Source organism: Hydrogenophaga sp. L310 (genome assembly GCF_055703065.1).
The window spans coordinates 594,206-610,843 of record NZ_JBVPZA010000002.1; the positions used below are offsets into that span (position 1 = coordinate 594,206).

Genomic DNA, 16,638 nt, shown 5'->3' on the forward strand with positions numbered 1-16,638 from the left:
GATCATGCGTTCGGTGGCCGCGTTGGGCCGGCGGGGCTCAGCTGCTGTCGCGCACCATCAGCTCGAAGCCGAGATCGATGGCGTTGCGGGCCGGCGTTTCGCCCCGCATGAGGCCCAGCAGCATCTGCGCGCTGGCCTCACCGATGGCCCGGCGCGGGGTGCGCACCGTGGTCAGCGCCGGCACCATCTGGTCGCTGCCCGAGAGGTCGTTGAAGCCGGCCACGGCGATGCGCCCGGGCACGGCTATTTTCAGGCGCAGCGCGGCCAGCAGCCCACCTTGCGCGAGGTCGTCGTTGCAGAAGAACACGGCGTCCACCTCGGGGCGGGTGCGCAGCAGGTCTTCGAGCAGTTCGCCACCGAGCCGCATCGAGGAGGGCTGCGGGCTCAGCAGCTCCAGCCGCGCGTCGTAGACGCCGTGCTGGCGCAGGCAGCGGCGGTAGCCTTCGGCCCGTTGCATGGTGCGCGGATCCAGCTGCGCAGCCACGAAGGCGATGCGACGGTGTCCGCGCTGCAGCAGGTGTTCGGTGATGGCGCTGCCGGCGTCGATCTGCGAGAAGCCCACGCAGTGCACGCCGGGTGCGCTGGTCAGTTCCATCAGGTGCACGCAGGGCACGCCGCTGGCCGCGATCAGGGCGCGCGCGGCTTCGGTGCGGTCAAAGCCGGTGAGCAGCAGGCCGGCCGGCCGGTGAGCCAGGTAGCTGCGCAGCAACTGCTCTTCTTCCTCGGGCTCGTAGTGCGTCACGCCGATCAGCGTCTGGTAACCGTGCGGGAGCAGGGTGCGGTGCACCGCTTCGAGCACATCGACAAACAGCGCGTTCGACAGCAGCGGCACCAGCACCGGCACCTGCGTGCTGCGCTGCGAAGCCAGCGCCCGGGCGGCCGGGTCGGGCACATAGCCCAGCTGGTCGGCCGCCTGCTTCACGCGCTCCACCAGATCGGCGGCCACGCCCCGTTCGCCGCGCAGGGCGCGCGAGGCGGTGATGGGGCTGACGCCGGCCGCCTGGGCGACGGTGCTGAGGGTGACTCGGCCGCTGTGGCGGCGCTTGCGTTCGATGGGTTTCAAGGGTTTTCCCTGTATCTGCATGGGTTTTGTTGCCGTTAGGATAGCGCTGTCCATAGCCTGTCGACACCCGAATTTACCCTGATTCTCCCGCTGCCCTTGCGCTGCAACAAGGCATTTTCAAACGGGTACCGATTCGAAGTCGAAGGTCTTTTTTTGTTTTGTTTGGGATAGCGCTATCCATATGCCTGAAACACCTGAAAATGCCTCGCTGGTCGTGATGGGCGTTGCCGGTTGCGGCAAGTCCAGCCTCGGCCAGCGTTGTGCCCTGGCGCTAGGGATCCCCCTGCTGGAAGGCGACGATTTCCACTCCGATGCCAACGTGGGCAAGATGCGCAGCGGCACGCCCCTGAGCGACGACGACCGCGCCGCCTGGCTTGACACGCTGGCGGCCCAGCTGCAGGCCCATCCGCAAGGCGTGGTGCTGACCTGTTCGGCGCTCAAGCAGCGTTACCGCGACCGCCTGCGCGCCGCAGCACCGGGCCTGCGGTTCGTGTTTCTCGACCTGACGCAGGCCCAGGCCCGCGAGCGTGTGGCGGCCCGTTCGGCGCACCTGTTTCCGGTGAGCCTGGTGGCGAGCCAGTTCGCCACGCTCGAAGACCCGAGCGCCGAGCCCGGCGTGTTGCGGCTCGATGCCACCCGCGCGCTTGACGCGCTGACGAGCGACGTGGTGCGCTGGGTGCGCGGCACGGCACCCGTTTCATCTGCGGAGGCCTGAATCATGAAAACCATGGGACAAGCGCTCAAACACCTGGTCGAAGGCCTGATGGCCCTGTGCCTGTTTGGCATGGTGGTCGCCGTGTTCGGCAACGTGCTGCTGCGTTACTTCTGGGGCACCGGCTGGGTGGTGTCGGAAGAACTCTCGCGCCTGCTGTTCGTGTGGCTGGTGTGCCTGTCGGCCACGCTCGCGTTCGGTGAAGGCAAACACCTGGGCTTCGACCTCGTGACCGCGCGCCTGACCGGCGTCAAGGCGCTGGTGTTCCGCTGGCTCACGCGGGCGTTGATCGCCATCGCGCTGTATTACCTGATCACCGGCTCCTGGGCGCAGGTGCTGGTGGGCATGGACAGCCGCAGCCCGGTGATGAACTACCCGCTGGCCGTGGCGGCGGCGGGCACGCTGGTCATGGGCGGCTGCATGGCGGTGCTGCTGTTGCTGCAGAGCTGGAACGAGCTGCGTGGCCACACGCCGCCAGACGCCGGGCACACCGACGAAGGGGCGCAGGCATGACCGTCGCCATCTTCCTGCTGGTGCTCTTCGCCACCATGACGGTGGGTGTGCCCATTGCCTTCGCGCTTATGCTGACCGCGCTGGCGCTCATGGTGCACCTGGACTTCTTCGACGCGCAGCTGCTGGCGCAGAACGTGCAGGCCGGGTTTGACAGCTTCCCGCTGCTGGCCGTGCCTTTCTTCATCCTGGCGGGTGAGCTGATGAACGCCGGAGGCCTGAGCCGCCGCATCATCGACCTGGCGCGCTCGCTGGTGGGGCACATCCCCGGCGGCCTGGGCTACGTGGCCATTGCAGCGTCGCTGATGCTGGCGTCCATGAGCGGCTCGGCGATCGCCGACACCGCCGCCCTGGCCACGCTGCTGCTGCCGATGATGCGCAAGCAGAACTACCCCGACGGGTCGAGCGCCGGCCTGATCGCCTCGGGCGGCATCATCGCGCCCATCGTGCCGCCGTCCATGCCGATGGTGATCTACGGCGTGACGACCAACACCTCTATCAGCAAGCTGTTCCTGGCCGGCATCGTGCCCGGCATCCTGATGGCCGTGGCGCTGGTGATGGTGTGGCGCGGCATTGCGCGCAAGAAGCAGCTGCCGGTGGCCCAGAAGAGCAGTTGGACCGAGCGCCGCGGCGTGCTGGGCGAGAGCGCCTGGGCGCTGATGATGCCGGTGATCATCATCGGCGGACTGCGCTTCGGCCTGTTCACGCCCACCGAGGCGGCCGTCGTCGCCGCGGTGTACGCGCTGCTGGTGGCCACCTTCATCTACCGCGAGCTGAACCTGCAGCGCCTGTACCGCGTGATGGTGGACGCCGCGCGCACCACCGGCGTGGTGATGTTCCTCTGCGGCGCGGCCACGGCAGCGTCCTACATGATCACCCTGGCCGACCTGCCCAGCCAGCTCGCCGAGAGCATGGGCCCGCTGCTGCAGAGCCCCATGCTGTTCATGGCCGTGGTCTGCCTGTTCCTGCTGGCCGTGGGCATGGTGATGGACCTCACGCCCACCATCCTGATCCTGGCGCCGGTGCTGGCGCCGCTCGCCGCCAAGGCCGGCATCGACCCGGTCTATTTCGGCTTCGTCTTCATCTTCGTTGGCTGCCTGGGCCTGCTCACGCCGCCGGTGGGCACGGTGCTCAACGTGGTGGCCGGCGTGGGCCGGCTGCGCATGGAGCCCGTGATCAAGGGCGTGATGCCGTTCCTGGCGGTGTATTTCGCCATGCTGGCCCTGCTGATCATCTTCCCGTCCATCGTGCTGGGCCCGCTCAAGCTGATGTTCTGAGCCGCGCCCGTTCCCGTTTGTTTTCCGTTCACCCCCGAGGCCTTGTGCCCATCCACCCAGAAGGAGATCCCTCATGAAATTCAGACAACTCGCGCTCACGGCTGCCCTCACGCTGGCCACGCTCGGTGCCGGCATCGCGCAGGCGCAAGACATCAAGCCGCGCCTGATCCGCTTCGGCTACGGCCTCAACGAAGTGTCCAACCAGGGCCGCGCCGCCAAGGTGTTCACCGACGAAGTGGCCAAGGCCACGGGCAACAAGATGAAGGTGCGCGCCATCGGCGCCGCCGCGCTGGGCTCGGACGTGCAGATGCAGCAGGCCCTGATCGGCGGCGCGCAGGAAATGATGGTTGGCTCCACCGCCACGCTGGTCGGCATCACCAAGGAGATGGCGATCTGGGACACCCCCTTCCTGTTCAACAACGCCAAAGAGGCCGATGCCGTGCTCGACGGCCCGGTCGGCCAGAAGGTGATGGACAAGCTGCAGGAAAAAGGCCTGGTGGGCCTGGTGTACTGGGAAAACGGTTTCCGCAACCTCACCAACAACAAGCGCGCCGTCACCAAGCTCGAAGACATGGACGGCATCAAGCTGCGCGTGATGCAGAACACCGTGTTCATCGACAGCTTCAAGACGCTGGGCGCCAACGCCGTGCCGTTGCCGTTCTCGGAGCTGTTCACCGCGCTGGAAACCAAGACGGTCGACGGTCAGGAGAACCCCTACAACACCATCCTGTCGAGCAAGTTCTACGAGGTGCAGAAGTACCTGACCGTGACCAACCACGTCTACAGCCCGTGGATCGTGCTGGTGAGCAAGAAGTGGTGGGACGGCCTGTCGAAAGACGAGCAGAAGGTCCTGCTCGACGCCGCGAAGAAGAGCCGCGACTTCGAACGCCAGGACACGCGCGCCGAAGCCGACAAGGCCCTGGCCGACCTGCGCGGCAAGGGCATGCAGGTCAACGAGCTCTCGCCAGCCGAAGCCGGCCGCATGCGTGACAAGCTGGGCGCCATCAACGCCAGCATTTCGGCGAACGTGGGCGAAGGCCTGTGGAAAGAGGTGCAGGGCGCTGTGGCCCAGGCGCGCGCCAGCAAATAAGCCCTCGCCCACCACCCCGGGAAAGCCGGCCTTGCCCAAGGCCGGCTTTTTTGTTGTGATGGGGCGCCTTTTCGCCCACCCGAGGATCCGCCATGAACTTCCTGCACGCGCTCACCGGCTCCTTTGCCCAGCCCGCCGCCGAGAACCCGACCGTGGCCATGATCGAAGCCGCCTACCGGCACCACGGCCTCGAATGGCGCTACGTCAACTGCGAGGTGGCGCCCGAGCACTTGGCCGCGGCCGTGCGCGGCGCGCGCGCCATGGGCTGGGCCGGGTTCAACTGCTCGCTGCCGCACAAGCTGACGGTGATCGAGCACCTGGACGGGCTGGCGCCATCGGCCGAGATCATCGGCGCGGTCAACACCGTGGTGATGCGCGACGGCCTGTGGATCGGCGAGAACACCGATGGCCAGGGTTTCGTGGAGGCGCTGCGCCCGGTGTGTGAGCTCGAAGGCCAGCGCGTGACGCTGTTCGGCGCCGGCGGTGCGGCGCGCGCCGTGGCCGTGGAGCTGGCGCTGGCCGGCGCTGCGCACATCACCGTGATCAACCGCTCGCGTCCACGCGGGCAGGAACTGGCCGATCTCATCGCCTCCAAAACAGGCGCCTCCGCCGAATACACCCACTGGAGCCCGGCCATGCCCATCCCGCCGGGTACCGGCATCGTGGTCAACGCCACGGCCATCGGCCTGTACCCGGCGGTGGACGACCAGCTCGACGTGGACTGGTCCACGCTGCGCCCCGGCATGGTGGTGGCCGACGCCATCCCCAACCCGCCCCGCACCCACCTGATCCGAACCGCCGAGGCGGCGGGCTGCACCGTGCTCGACGGCCTGGGCATGCTGGTGAACCAGGGCGCGATTGCGATCCGGCTCTGGACCGGGGTGGATGTGGACCGCGGCGTGATGCGGCGCGAGCTGGAACGGGTGCTCAGCGCCTGAGCGTCCTCTGCCGATGGGTCGGTAACCGGCCGGAAACGGCGGCGCCCGCTCTCCGGTAGAGTACGCCCCTTGAACGGTCCTCTTTATGGGGGAGGCTTTGGCCGCTCCCGACTGTCCTGACCGACCCGGCCCCAGCCGTGGTGTTCCCCCTTCACACACCCACAGAATCGACATGAACGGTCCTATCGCCCTGAATCAACTCCCCCAGAAAAACATCTTTCGCGCCGGCGACGTGTTCGTGCTGTTCGGTGAGCTTTTCGGCCGCGGCTACGCCAACGGCCTCGTCAACGAAGCCCGTAAGGCGGGCATGAGCATCATCGGTATCACCGTGGGCCGCCGCGAGGCCGACGGCACGCTGCGCCCGCTCAACGACGAAGAGCTCGCCGCCGCCGAAGACAACCTGGGCGGCAAGATCATCAACGTGCCCCTGATGGCCGGGTTTGACATGGACGCGCCCGCCGGCACGCCCACGCCCACCGAAATGCTGGGCAAGCTCACCCTCAAGTCCTGGACCGAAGACCAGCTCGACTGGGACCACATCGCCCAATGCCGCGAGATCGGTGTCGAGCGCTTCAAGACCTCGCTGGCCCAGGTCATGGCCACGCTCGACGGCATGATCCCCGACGGCCGCAACGTCTTCTTCGCCCACACCATGGCCGGCGGCATCCCCAAGGCCAAGGTCTTCCTCGCCATCGCCAACCGCGTCTACAAGGGCCGGGGCGAGCGCCACCAGTCTTCGCAGGTGCTGCTCGACAGCGACCTGGGCAAGCTCATCCTGCAGAACTTCGACGAAGTCTCGGCCAACACCTTGGGCCACCTCATCGAAGCCAGCGCTGCCATCCGCGAGCGCGCCGAGCGCACCGGTGGCCAGGTGCGTTACAGCGCCTACGGCTACCACGGCACTGGCATCCTCATCGGCGATCAGTACCAGTGGCAGACCTACAGCAACTACACCCAGGGCTACGCCAAGATGCGCCTGGAGCGCATCGCCCAGGCCGCGTGGGAGCAGGGCGTTCGCGCCACCGTCTTCAACTGCCCCGAGATCCGCACCAACTCGTCGGACATCTTTGCCGGCGTGGAGCTGCCCCTGTTCTCGCTGTTGCGCGCCCTGCGCAAGGAAAACGGCGGTGCCTGGGCCGAAGCCCAGTGGGCCGCCTGCGCCGGTTTGTTGAACGACGGCGAGGCCGGCCTGGCCGTGGTGATGCAGCGCATCGCCGACTTCTACGCCAGCGATGTGATGAAGGGCTACGGTGACTTCGCCGCCTGGCCCATGCCCAACAGCCAGGGCCTGGCCGACCTGATGATCGGCGCCTCTGACGACATGGTCGCGCTGCACAAGGAGCGCAGCGCGCTCATCACCGACCTGCTCAGCGCGCTCGTGATCGAAGCCTCGGGCGCCCTGATGTTCCGCGAGTGTTCGGAACCCGGCGGCCCGGTGCTCTGGCTCAACCACGACATCATCGCCCGCCAGCTCAATCAGACACACGGCTGACCTTCCCTTTCAGGCCTCTGCAATAGGGTCTTGCAGAGAGTTGCTTCGGCGCAACTTTCGAGGCATCTGTTCCTTTCCAATGTGACAATCGGCGCCTTCTGGCGTGGGAATCAGTTCCGATTTCCCGCCAGCGGTATCCATTCGTATCAACCGAACAAACAGGGCGAAGAGCGGTATCCATGAGCACCCGTATCAAGCGTTGGAAACGGCTCCTCAAATGCACATTGGCTGCCTACGCCCCGAATTGGGTGGTGGATCGGTTGCCCTATCGGATTCAGGTGCACAGCCAGGCAAACTGGAACCAGGGATACACCGAAGGGCATTGGGCGTATCTCAACCGCTCCAGTGAACTGGCCCGTTACGGCACCATCGCGAGTTTTTGCCATTTTTTTTCACTCGGTGGCCCTGTGCTGGACCACGGCTGCGGTGAAGGCATCCTGAAACAACATCTCAACGCGGCCCGTTACTCCCAATACCTTGGCGTGGACCTGTCGCATGATGCGATTGCTTTGGCGATGAGCAAAGCAGACGAAAAGAGCCAATTCGAGCAAGGCAATGTCGAGACCTTTCAGCCCAAAGGGGGCTACGACGTCATCCTTTTCAACGAAGTTCTCTACTACTTGAAGGATCCGCTGGCGACGGTGATGCGATACGAACCCTACCTCAATGGGGAGGGCGTGATTGTGGTCTCCATGTTCGACATGATGAAGTCGCGCAAGATCTGGCGCCAGCTCGACAGCCGCTACACCCTGGCAGAGGCCTCCCGTGCGGTCAATCATGGCGGACACTCCTGGTCCATACGGGTCTACCGGCGCTCTGGCGCTGTTGCATAGCCCGGTGCTGCGCTGAGCGGCGGGTAACATGCCCGCATGACCCGACTGCAAACCGAATACCAGCGCCTCTACCTGCCACCCGGAGCCAGCGCAGACAGCGCCGAAACCCCGGGCCTGATCGGCGCCGACGGACGCGTCAGGGCCCTGGTGCTCGCGCTCAGCCGACCAGCCGACTGGGACGCGCTCTCGCCGCTGTGGCGCGGCGTGCAGTCCGACCTGGAGCTGCCGGCCCCGGCCATCGCCGTCAACGGGGTCGACGCGTTTGAACTCTGGTTCTCGCTGGCCGAACCGGTGCCGGTGGCCGAGGCGGCCGCTTTTCTGCAGGGCCTGCGCCTGCGCTACCTGGCCGACGTTAAGCCCGCGCGCCTGCGGCTCTGGCCTGACGCGGTGGTTCCATCGGCGTCGCCAGATCCATCGCGCATTCCCGCACTGCACCCCGCCACCGGTCGCTGGTCCGCCTTTGTGGCGCCCGACCTGCCCGCTGTCTTTGGCGACGATCCCTCGCTCGATTTCCAGCCAGTGGACGACGCGCAGGCCGAGCAGCTCAGCCGCCTCGCGAGCATCCCGCCGGATGCGTGGCAGGCGGCGCTGGCGCAACTGCAGGCCGTGGCGCCCGCTGCGTTGCCGGTGCAGCCGCCGGCCGCCAGCCCGTCCCACACCGCCCTGAACGGTCCTTACCAGGACCCCCGCCGCTTCCTGCTCGACGTGATGAACGACCCCACGGTGGCGCTGGCCCTGCGCATCGACGCGGCCAAGGCCCTGCTGGCCCCTGGCGGTGCTCCCGTTTGACCCCAGACCGGTCCCCCATGCCCGACCTCCCGGTCATCGACCCGGGCTCGGCGATCCAGTTCGTGGTCAATGCGGCGGCGGGCAGCAGCGACGCAGACGCCTTGCGTGACACCATCGAGGCTGGGCTGCATGCAGGCGGGCGCCGTGGTGATCTGCACTTTTGCCAGGCGGGCCAGCTGGCCAGCCTGGTGCGACAGGCCGCCGACAAGGCGCACGCCACGCACACCGCCGTGGTGGCCGTCGGCGGCGACGGCACCATCAACACCGTGGCGCAGGCCGCCCACGCGGTGGGCTGCGCGATCGGCGTGGTGCCGCAAGGCACCTTCAACTACTTTGCGCGCACGCACGGCATTCCCGCCGATCCGGCGCAGGCCGTGGCGGTGTTGCTGTCTGCCCAGCCCTTGCCGGTGCGGGTGGCGGCCATCAACGATCGCGTGTTTCTGGTCAACGCGAGCCTGGGCCTGTACCCCGATCTGCTGGAAGACCGGGAGGCCTTCAAGGCCCGTTTCGGCCGCAGCCGCTGGGTCGCGCTGTGGGCGGGGGCCGTCACGCTGCTGCGCGCGCAGCGGCAACTGCGCCTGCACATCGAGCTGGGCGACCGGGTCCGCGACCTGCGCACGCTGACCCTGTTCGTCGGCAACAACCGGCTGCAGCTGGAGCAGCTCGGTGTGGCGGCGCCAGTGCGGGGTGACAGCGACACCCCCGAAGCACGACTCGACGAGCGCATCACCGCCGTGGTGCTCAAACCCATCGGCACACTGGCGATGCTGCGCCTCATGCTGCACGGCGCCATGGGCACGCTCGGCGAGGCACACAGCGTGGAGCGCTTCGAATTCCGCCACCTGGTGGTTCGCCCGGGTTTCACGGGCCGCCGCCGGGGTGTGAAAGTGGCCTTTGATGGCGAGGTCACGCGCATGCGGGCACCGCTGGATTTCCGGGTGCTGGATCAACCGCTGTACCTCATGAAACCGAGGCCGATCGACACGGCGACCCCCGCGGGCCAGGACGCGGACCGTGAGGCGGACCGGTGAGCGTCGTCCTCCACATTTCAGACACGCACTTCGGCACCGAAGTCCCGGCTGTGGTCGAGGCATTGGTGAAGCTGGCAGAGCAACAGCGGCCCGATCTGGTGGTGCTGTCGGGCGACATCACGCAGCGCGCGCGGCCGGCGCAGTTCAGCGCCGCCCGTGCCTTCGTGGACCGGCTGGGCGCGCCGGTTCTGGCCATTCCCGGCAACCACGACATTCCGCTGTTCGATCTCTGGGCACGCTTGAGTGCGCCCTATGCCCGTTATGCCGCGGCCTTCGGCGCCGAACTCGAACCGGTGCACCGCTCGGCCGGGCTGCTGGTGGTGGGGGTCAACACCACCCGCGCCTGGCGCCACAAACACGGTGAAGTGTCGGGCCCGCAGATTCAGCGCGTGGCCCGCGAGCTGGCGGGTGCGAGCGCTGCGCAGTTGCGCGTGGTGGTGGTGCACCAGCCAGTGGTGGTGGTGCGCGCCGAAGACGCCGTGCACCGGTTGCGCGGACACACCGAGGCGCTGCAGCGCTGGGCCAGTGCCGGCGCCGACCTGGTGCTGGGTGGTCACATCCATCTGCCCTATGTGGCGCCGCTTCAGGGCCTGGCGCGGCCCCTGTGGGCCGTGCAGGCGGGCACGGCGGTCTCGTCGCGGGTGCGCCCGGCGGTGCCCCAGTCGGTGAACCTGCTGCGCTGGGATGCTGGCACCAGGCCCGGGTGCTGCCTCATCGAGCGCTGGGACCACTCGGCCCCTGCAGGGCGGTTTGTCCGGTCCACCGTCACCGAAGTCCGTCCAGCCCGGGCGTGAACCCGAGGCGGAGCGGTGGCGGTGGCGACAGCCCGGCGTCGGGCGGCACCATCCGCCCCGGTCCAGCAATTTCTGCTCAGCCAACCGTGCCTGCCAAGCGAAAAAAAGCTGGCAAACCCCTCTGGATATCCCGCGTCCGGGCGGCAACCCACGCTGCGCAAAAGTAGGGGCATGCTGGCTTCCCGCCGCACCTCGCCTTACAATGCAAGGATGGCTATCTCCCTGACCATCACTGCCCACCCGGCAGCTTGCTTGCCCCTCGTGGCAGGTGACGCCGTGGCCGGTCGCAAGCTGATGGGTTCGGCGGGACTGCGCCAGCCGGCCGCACATTCCTGAGCCCGGCGATACCCCTTCCTTCTTTCTGCGCATCCATCTATCGCCGGGCCCCAAGCCCAGCGCGATAGCGGGCGTCGCCTTTTGCGGCACGTCTGCACCAGTTGGAGTGCCACATGCACAAGACCCTTGGTGGTGAGCGGCTGCTCACCGAGATCGATTTCGCCCGCCTGAACAACCTGAGCGGCACACAATTCCCGCCCGAGCTGGTCGACACGCTCGATTCGCTGGACCTTGTTCCCTCGCGCGAGATCCCGCCCGACGTGGTCACGATGTATTCGCAGGTCATCGTGGAAGACCTCGCCTCGGGAAAACGACAGAGGCTCACCCTTTGTTACCCCGCTGACGCCGAGCCGCACCTGGGCTTCATCTCCGTGCTTTCGCCGGTGGGTGCCAGCCTGCTCGGGCAGCGCGTGGGCGCCACCGCCCGCTGGCGAACACCCAATGGAGACGAATGCGCGGCCGAGATCGCCGCGCTGCTGTTCCAGCCCGAAGCCAGCGGCGACTACACCACCTAGCCGCTTCGTCACATCCGATCACGCCCCGCATGCCTTGTGCTGCGGGGCGGGCTTTCGTTCGTCCAGGAATTGCCATGAAATTCGACTCCATCCTCGCCGTCTCCGACTTCACGGCGCAGTCAACGCACGTGTTGGAACGCGCGGCCCTGCTTGCCCGGCAACACCAGATCACGCTGCGGCTGATCCACCTCGCCGAGGGTTCGCACACCTTCCTTGCCGACCCCCTCGCGCGCCTGGGACTGCGGGCGCGCCAGCTGGCCAGGCGCCACGAGATCGCGGTGCATGCGATGGAGCAGTCGGCTTCGCTGGAGGCGGTGCTGGCCGAGGCCCGTGCCTCCACCCTGCTGGTGATGGGGCCGCTGTCGCAGCGCAGCTGGAAGCGGTTTCACCGTGGCACGACGCTTGACCAGGCGGTGCACGGCAGCGTCAGTCCGCTGCTGGTGGTCAAGCAGGCACCGGTCAGGCCGTATGAGCGGGTGCTGGTGGCCATCGACCTGTCGCCACGATCGAAGCCGTTGATCGACTTCGCGGGCCGGTTTTCAACGCCCACGGTGCTGAAACTGTTTCACGCCGTCGACACGATCGAAGACACCAGGCTGCGTTCGGTCAATGTCTCGCCTGAAGCGATTCAGGCCCACCGGTTCGGCTCACGCCGGCAGGCCAGGGACCGCCTGGCACAGCTCATCGGCGCGCTGGACACGCCCCCACCTGGATCACAGGGCCACCCGCTGGCTTACGACGTCGGCAATGGCGACCCGGCCTACTCGGCGGCACTGCACCAGCAGGCCACACAAGCCGAGCTGGTCGTGGTGGGCCAGCGACGCCGTTCGCCCTGGGCGCAGTTTTTCACCGGCAGCGTGGCCCAGCGCCTGGCCCGGTGGTCTGCCGGCGATGTGCTGATCGCTCCACTCGATCCACCGCGCGGTGCCACGAACACAGAAAACGAGCATTGAGAACGCCATGGACCTCACCAAACATTTCATCAAGACCAAACAGCCCTGTGCCGATGGCTTCCGCTGGTTCTTGCGCCACTGCCAGGATGGCAGCAACTACCAGGACCTGCTGGACGCCCTGGTCGACGCGGGCCGCGTCAACGACGCTTGCTGGCTGCTCGAACAGTTCGGCCCCACCAACGAGACCCTGACCGTCGATCATGTTTCCGCCGCCGCCATCGTGTTCGCGGGTTCACTGCGCGTGCGCGGCAACATCGACGTCGACTCGGTCGTCCGGGTCGGACAGCGCATCCATTCAGGCGGCAGCATCCTCGTGGGCGAGGCATTGGTCTCGGGCGACGACATTCGCTGCGACGGGAACATCCGCAGCCATGGCACGCTGGCTTCAGGCGGGCGCCTCAAGGCCGGCTGGGGCATCGAGACGGGCGGAGACCTCACCGTCAAGGCGGATCTTCAGGCCGCCTGGGATGTTCGCTGCGGGGGGCGCCTGAGCCTGGGCGGTCATGCCTCGGTCGGTCGCGACGTGTTCGTCCAAGGACCTGTCGAATGCGGGAAGGGCCTGGTGGCCGGAGGCAGCCTGGTGGCCGTCGACAGCGTCCGTGCCAGCGGCGGCATCTCGGCCGGCGCGGAGATCGATTGCGGCATGCACCTGGAGGCGGGTTGGGGCATCAAGGCCGCAGGGGCCATCCAGGCGCGGGGTGCCATCCGCTCTGGCGAAAGCCTGAGCACGTTCGAGACCATCCGGGCGGGCGCCGGGTATGGCGTCTTTGCCGGCCTGAATGTGCAGATGGAGGCATGGGAATCCAGCGCCCGGGTGTGCGCCCGAGAAAAGCCCGAGGGGTTGATGAGCGGCTGGTGGGCGGGAGTTCGCGATGTTTGAACCTTGGCTGTGGGCCTTGCTGGCGCTGCCCCTTCCCGGCTGCGCGCCCGCCCTCTCCACCCAGTCAGTGCAACGCCACGAGAGACGCGCTCCCGACGGCTGTGTCCGAGTGGGCGCTTGGCCAGGGGTTCTGCCGGATCAGCGGCTTCCTGCGATGCGGAACCATCGCTGACAACGGGTCAGACCAGAGCCCGTCGGGCCCCCAGCGGCGTGCGCCGGATGAAGAACTTCTCCCGCTCCACGACGCCGAACACGGGCCTGCCGGCGGCCAGGATCTCAGGCACACGAGCGCATCCATATCGGTTGCCCTGAAGTTGTCCTGCATCTCTGGCGTGATTGCAGGCCTATGGGTAGCAAACTGCCGGGTAGCATAGGCTTTGCGCCAACCCGGCAAGGCTGGCGCCTTCCCCAGCCCACCGCACTGGCCTATTGTTCACGGCGCGGATAACAACACACAGCCAGCAAACCCTGATGTCGTCCCCCGCTTCCTTCCGCGATGTCACTCTCGCCCACACCCTGCAACTGATGGAGGAGGCCGGCGCGCTCGACGATGCCGGCGAGATGACGCTGGCCCATGTGCGGCAGCACAACGAGCAGGACCGCATCCTGGAGCGCGCCCGGTTGCTGGGGCGCCGCCTGGGCTTGCTGGACGACTGGGCGCGCCTGAAATCGGGGCTGTGGATCGCGGCCGGTCTGCTGGTGCTGCTGGCCTATCTGCTGGCCGGTGGCCTGCTCACCCGCGCGGTGGGCAGCGGGCAGACGCTGAACGCCGCGTGGGCCTTCGTCGCCATGCTGGGGGTGCCGTTGCTGGCGTTGCTGGTCTGGCTGCTGTGGGCGCTGGGTTCAGCGATGTCCGGTCAGGGAGCGGCACCTTGGTCGCTGGGCCAGATGATGCTGGCGCTGGCCGCCCGCATGCCCTGGCTGCACGGTCCCCACTCGCTGGCCCTGCTGCGCGGCGCCAATGCCGTGCTGCGCCAGCAGCGGCTCTCCCTCTGTGTCTTCGGGGCGATCAGCCACGGGGTTTGGGCGCTGGCGTTTGCCTTGACGCTGGTTACGCTGATGGTGCTGTTCTCGTTTCAGGCCTACCAGCTGACCTGGGAAACCACCATCCTGAGTCCGGCTTTCTTCGACGGTTTTCTGCGCGTCACCGGCTGGCTGCCGCGCGCGCTGGGCTTTTCGGTGCCGGCGCAGGCGGTCGTGCACGCCACGCCCAGCGCAGCGGATTCTCAGGCCATTGCATGGTGGCTGCTCGCCAGCGCCTTGCTCTACGGTCTGCTGCCCCGGCTGATTGCGCTGGTGGTCTGTGCCGCCGTCTGGCGGCGGCGCGCCCGCCATCTGGGTCTAGACACGCGCGACCCGTACTTTCGCCAGATCGCCACCCGCTTTGCGTCGATGGCTGCCGCCTCGGTGGTGGACGCCGAACACGCTGCACCGCACCAGAAGACCCCGCTCTTTCGACCCCACACACCCGGCCGGGCCTCGCCGGTGGTGTTGATCGGGTTTGAGCTGCCCGACAGCCTGCGTTGGCCACCGGATGGCTTGTCTGCGCTGGCCGATCAGGTGCACACCATTCGAGGAACCATGGCCGAGCGGCTGAGCTTGCTGACCGCGCTGGCTGCAGCGCCCGGCGTGCGCGCCTTGGTGGTCTGTTCGGCGGCGGCAAGCCCGGATCGGGGTGCCGGACGTTTTCTGCGCCAGGTCTGCGCCGAGTCGGTTGGCTGCGCGCTGCTGCCCCTTGGCAGCGAGGGAAACAGTGCCGCGGACAAGCCGCAGCGCTGGGCCGACTGGCTGGCCGCGAGCGATCTGCAGGCGGTGACTTTCTGCGCCACCGCGACCGATGCGCGGCAGTGGATGGAGCATCACCGTGGTTGAACGCAACGGATCGCCTGGCCCGATCGACATCGCCGTTGTAGGCCACACCAATGCAGGCAAAACCTCGCTGCTGCGCACGCTGACGCGGCAGGTGCACTTTGGCCAGGTGTCCGACCGGCCCGGCACCACCCGGCATGTCGAGGCGATTGGCCTCGACATCGGTGGGCGGACGGTGCTGCGCTATTTCGACACACCGGGTCTGGAAGACTCGGTCGCACTGCAGTACCACCTCAAGCAGATGCCCGAGACGCTCACGCCGCCCGAGCGTGTGCGCGCCCTGCTCAGCGGGCCGGAGGCGCGCGGCGTGTTCGAGCAGGAGGCCAAAGTGCTGCGTCAGATGCTGGCCTCCAGCGCAGCCATCTACGTGATCGACTGCCGCGAACCCCTGTTGCCGAAATACCGCAGCGAGATCGAGGTGCTCAACACCTGTGCCCGGCCCATCATGCCGGTGCTCAACTTCGTGCGCAGCGAGCACAGCCGCGAACCCGAGTGGCGCGAGTTGCTGGCCGCCTATGGCCTGCACGCCGCGGTGCTGTTCGACGCGGTGGCGCCCTTTGTCGGGGCTGAGCGCCAGCTCTACGAGGACCTGAGCGTGCTCATGCGCCAGCACAAGACCACGCTGCAGGCGGTGCTGCTTGATCTGGATCGGCAGGCAGCCGAGCGCCGCACCGCCTGCGCGCAGCGCGTGGCCGACACACTGATCTCCGCCGCGGCCATGCGGCGCGAGATCCCGCCTGAAACACAGGCCGACCCGCGGGCCAGGCAAGCCTTTGTCGAAGCCTTCCGGGGCGAACTGGTGGATGGCGTGCGCCGTTGCGTGCACGATCTGCTGCAGATGCACGGCTTTGAGCGAGATGACGCGAGGCTGGAGGTGTTGCCGTGGACCCATGACCGCTGGGCCTCGGACCTGTTCAACCCGGAGACCCTGGCCACGGTCGGGCGCCTGCTGGGAAAAGGCGCAGCCGCTGGCGCGGCTGTGGGTTTGACGCTCGACCTCGCGCTGGCCGGCCTGTCGCTGGGCGCGGCCACAGCGCTGGGCGCGGCCATCGGCGGGGCGGTGGGGCAGGGCTGGGGCCAGGCGCCGCGAATGGTGTTCAACCGAATTCGGGGGGTCGAGGAGCTGACGCTCGACAACGACGTGCTTGTGGTGCTGGCCGATCGTCTGACGCATCTGTGCCAGGTGCTGCAGGTTCGCGGCCATGCCGCCCAGGACACCATCGAGCTGCGCCTGGCACCGTCCAGTTCGTACCGCCAGGCCTTGCTCGGCCTGCTGGGCGCGCTGCAGCAGGCGCGTGCCCACCCGGAGTGGGAACACCGTTCGGGACAATTCCGCGATCACAGCCGTCGGCGCGAAGCGCTGGGCCACGCGCTGGCGCAAGAGGTCCAGGCCTTTCTGGCGAGCAACAGCCACCGCGAACCGGGATGAGGGCCCTCCAGCGCCAAGCGGGTTCGGGTTTCAGTCGTCGCGCACGGCACCTGGTGCACGCCGAAGGTCCGCACCAGCGCGCTGGTGTCGGGCTCGCGGGGTTGCGCGGCCAAGGGCTCCCGTAGGA

Annotated in this window: 16 protein-coding genes; 15 read left to right on the plus strand and 1 reads right to left on the minus strand. The window is 67.6% G+C overall.

The features are described 5' to 3' along the window. Window positions 1-37: 37 nt before the first annotated feature. Window positions 38-1,063, minus strand: coding sequence for an HTH-type transcriptional regulator GntR (gntR, locus tag AC0GNO_RS06475; RefSeq protein ID WP_472903390.1), 1,026 nt, complete (start codon window positions 1,061-1,063; stop codon window positions 38-40). Between the two features lie 181 nt (window positions 1,064-1,244). Between gntR and AC0GNO_RS06480 the strand changes: the two genes are divergently transcribed. From AC0GNO_RS06480 to AC0GNO_RS06550, 15 genes are all read left to right on the plus strand, one after another. Beyond that, complete coding sequence (locus tag AC0GNO_RS06480) at window positions 1,245-1,778, plus strand: gluconokinase (protein WP_472903391.1); 534 nt, start codon at window positions 1,245-1,247, stop codon at window positions 1,776-1,778. Between the two features lie 3 nt (window positions 1,779-1,781). Then, on the plus strand, window positions 1,782-2,288 hold the full coding sequence (locus tag AC0GNO_RS06485) for a TRAP transporter small permease (RefSeq protein ID WP_472903392.1): 507 nt from the start codon (window positions 1,782-1,784) through the stop codon (window positions 2,286-2,288). Beyond that, window positions 2,285-3,562 (plus strand): TRAP transporter large permease, encoded by a 1,278-nt coding sequence (locus AC0GNO_RS06490; protein WP_472888129.1) that lies wholly within the window; start codon window positions 2,285-2,287, stop codon window positions 3,560-3,562. The genes AC0GNO_RS06485 and AC0GNO_RS06490 overlap by 4 nt, the downstream gene beginning before the upstream one ends. A gap of 73 nt (window positions 3,563-3,635) precedes the next feature. Further along, complete coding sequence (locus AC0GNO_RS06495; protein WP_472903393.1) at window positions 3,636-4,652, plus strand: TRAP transporter substrate-binding protein; 1,017 nt, start codon at window positions 3,636-3,638, stop codon at window positions 4,650-4,652. Between the two features lie 92 nt (window positions 4,653-4,744). Next, window positions 4,745-5,590, plus strand: coding sequence for a shikimate dehydrogenase (gene aroE, locus AC0GNO_RS06500; RefSeq protein WP_472888131.1), 846 nt, complete (start codon window positions 4,745-4,747; stop codon window positions 5,588-5,590). A gap of 172 nt (window positions 5,591-5,762) precedes the next feature. Then, window positions 5,763-7,082 (plus strand): enoyl ACP reductase FabMG family protein, encoded by a 1,320-nt coding sequence (locus AC0GNO_RS06505; RefSeq protein WP_472903394.1) that lies wholly within the window; start codon window positions 5,763-5,765, stop codon window positions 7,080-7,082. A 179-nt stretch (window positions 7,083-7,261) separates the two neighbouring features. Then, a complete protein-coding gene (locus tag AC0GNO_RS06510) occupies window positions 7,262-7,915 on the plus strand; it encodes a class I SAM-dependent methyltransferase (protein ID WP_472903395.1) in 654 nt (217 codons plus the stop codon). Window positions 7,916-7,951: 36 nt separating this feature from the next. After that, the gene (locus tag AC0GNO_RS06515) at window positions 7,952-8,704 is read left to right on the plus strand and encodes a hypothetical protein (RefSeq protein ID WP_472903396.1); all 753 of its coding nucleotides are present in this window, start codon (window positions 7,952-7,954) and stop codon (window positions 8,702-8,704) included. A gap of 17 nt (window positions 8,705-8,721) precedes the next feature. Beyond that, the gene (locus AC0GNO_RS06520) at window positions 8,722-9,735 is read left to right on the plus strand and encodes a diacylglycerol/lipid kinase family protein (protein WP_472903397.1); all 1,014 of its coding nucleotides are present in this window, start codon (window positions 8,722-8,724) and stop codon (window positions 9,733-9,735) included. Then, on the plus strand, window positions 9,732-10,529 hold the full coding sequence (locus AC0GNO_RS06525) for a metallophosphoesterase family protein (RefSeq protein ID WP_472903398.1): 798 nt from the start codon (window positions 9,732-9,734) through the stop codon (window positions 10,527-10,529). Before AC0GNO_RS06520 ends, AC0GNO_RS06525 begins: the two co-directional genes overlap by 4 nt. A 449-nt stretch (window positions 10,530-10,978) precedes the next feature. Continuing rightward, window positions 10,979-11,380, plus strand: coding sequence for a GreA/GreB family elongation factor (locus AC0GNO_RS06530; RefSeq protein ID WP_472903399.1), 402 nt, complete (start codon window positions 10,979-10,981; stop codon window positions 11,378-11,380). A 74-nt stretch (window positions 11,381-11,454) separates the two neighbouring features. After that, the gene (locus AC0GNO_RS06535) at window positions 11,455-12,333 is read left to right on the plus strand and encodes a universal stress protein (protein WP_472903400.1); all 879 of its coding nucleotides are present in this window, start codon (window positions 11,455-11,457) and stop codon (window positions 12,331-12,333) included. Between the two features lie 7 nt (window positions 12,334-12,340). After that, the gene (locus AC0GNO_RS06540; protein ID WP_472888139.1) at window positions 12,341-13,213 is read left to right on the plus strand and encodes a hypothetical protein; all 873 of its coding nucleotides are present in this window, start codon (window positions 12,341-12,343) and stop codon (window positions 13,211-13,213) included. A gap of 471 nt (window positions 13,214-13,684) precedes the next feature. Next, a complete protein-coding gene (locus tag AC0GNO_RS06545) occupies window positions 13,685-15,085 on the plus strand; it encodes a DUF2868 domain-containing protein (RefSeq protein WP_472903401.1) in 1,401 nt (466 codons plus the stop codon). After that, a complete protein-coding gene (locus tag AC0GNO_RS06550; protein WP_472888141.1) occupies window positions 15,078-16,511 on the plus strand; it encodes a GTPase/DUF3482 domain-containing protein in 1,434 nt (477 codons plus the stop codon). Before AC0GNO_RS06545 ends, AC0GNO_RS06550 begins: the two co-directional genes overlap by 8 nt. Window positions 16,512-16,638 lie beyond the last annotated feature (127 nt).

Excerpts from the sequence above, each read along its gene's own strand:
- AC0GNO_RS06480 (WP_472903391.1), top strand. The coding sequence starts at position 1,245 with ATGCCTGAAACACCTGAAAATGCCTCGCTGGTCGTGATGGGCGTTGCC.
- AC0GNO_RS06485 (WP_472903392.1), top strand. The coding sequence starts at position 1,782 with ATGAAAACCATGGGACAAGCGCTCAAACACCTGGTCGAAGGCCTGATG.
- AC0GNO_RS06490 (WP_472888129.1), top strand. The coding sequence starts at position 2,285 with ATGACCGTCGCCATCTTCCTGCTGGTGCTCTTCGCCACCATGACGGTG.
- AC0GNO_RS06495 (WP_472903393.1), top strand. The coding sequence starts at position 3,636 with ATGAAATTCAGACAACTCGCGCTCACGGCTGCCCTCACGCTGGCCACG.
- aroE (WP_472888131.1), top strand. The coding sequence starts at position 4,745 with ATGAACTTCCTGCACGCGCTCACCGGCTCCTTTGCCCAGCCCGCCGCC.
- AC0GNO_RS06505 (WP_472903394.1), top strand. The coding sequence starts at position 5,763 with ATGAACGGTCCTATCGCCCTGAATCAACTCCCCCAGAAAAACATCTTT.
- AC0GNO_RS06510 (WP_472903395.1), top strand. The coding sequence starts at position 7,262 with ATGAGCACCCGTATCAAGCGTTGGAAACGGCTCCTCAAATGCACATTG.
- AC0GNO_RS06515 (WP_472903396.1), top strand. The coding sequence starts at position 7,952 with ATGACCCGACTGCAAACCGAATACCAGCGCCTCTACCTGCCACCCGGA.
- AC0GNO_RS06520 (WP_472903397.1), top strand. The coding sequence starts at position 8,722 with ATGCCCGACCTCCCGGTCATCGACCCGGGCTCGGCGATCCAGTTCGTG.
- AC0GNO_RS06530 (WP_472903399.1), top strand. The coding sequence starts at position 10,979 with ATGCACAAGACCCTTGGTGGTGAGCGGCTGCTCACCGAGATCGATTTC.
- AC0GNO_RS06535 (WP_472903400.1), top strand. The coding sequence starts at position 11,455 with ATGAAATTCGACTCCATCCTCGCCGTCTCCGACTTCACGGCGCAGTCA.
- AC0GNO_RS06540 (WP_472888139.1), top strand. The coding sequence starts at position 12,341 with ATGGACCTCACCAAACATTTCATCAAGACCAAACAGCCCTGTGCCGAT.
- AC0GNO_RS06545 (WP_472903401.1), top strand. The coding sequence starts at position 13,685 with ATGTCGTCCCCCGCTTCCTTCCGCGATGTCACTCTCGCCCACACCCTG.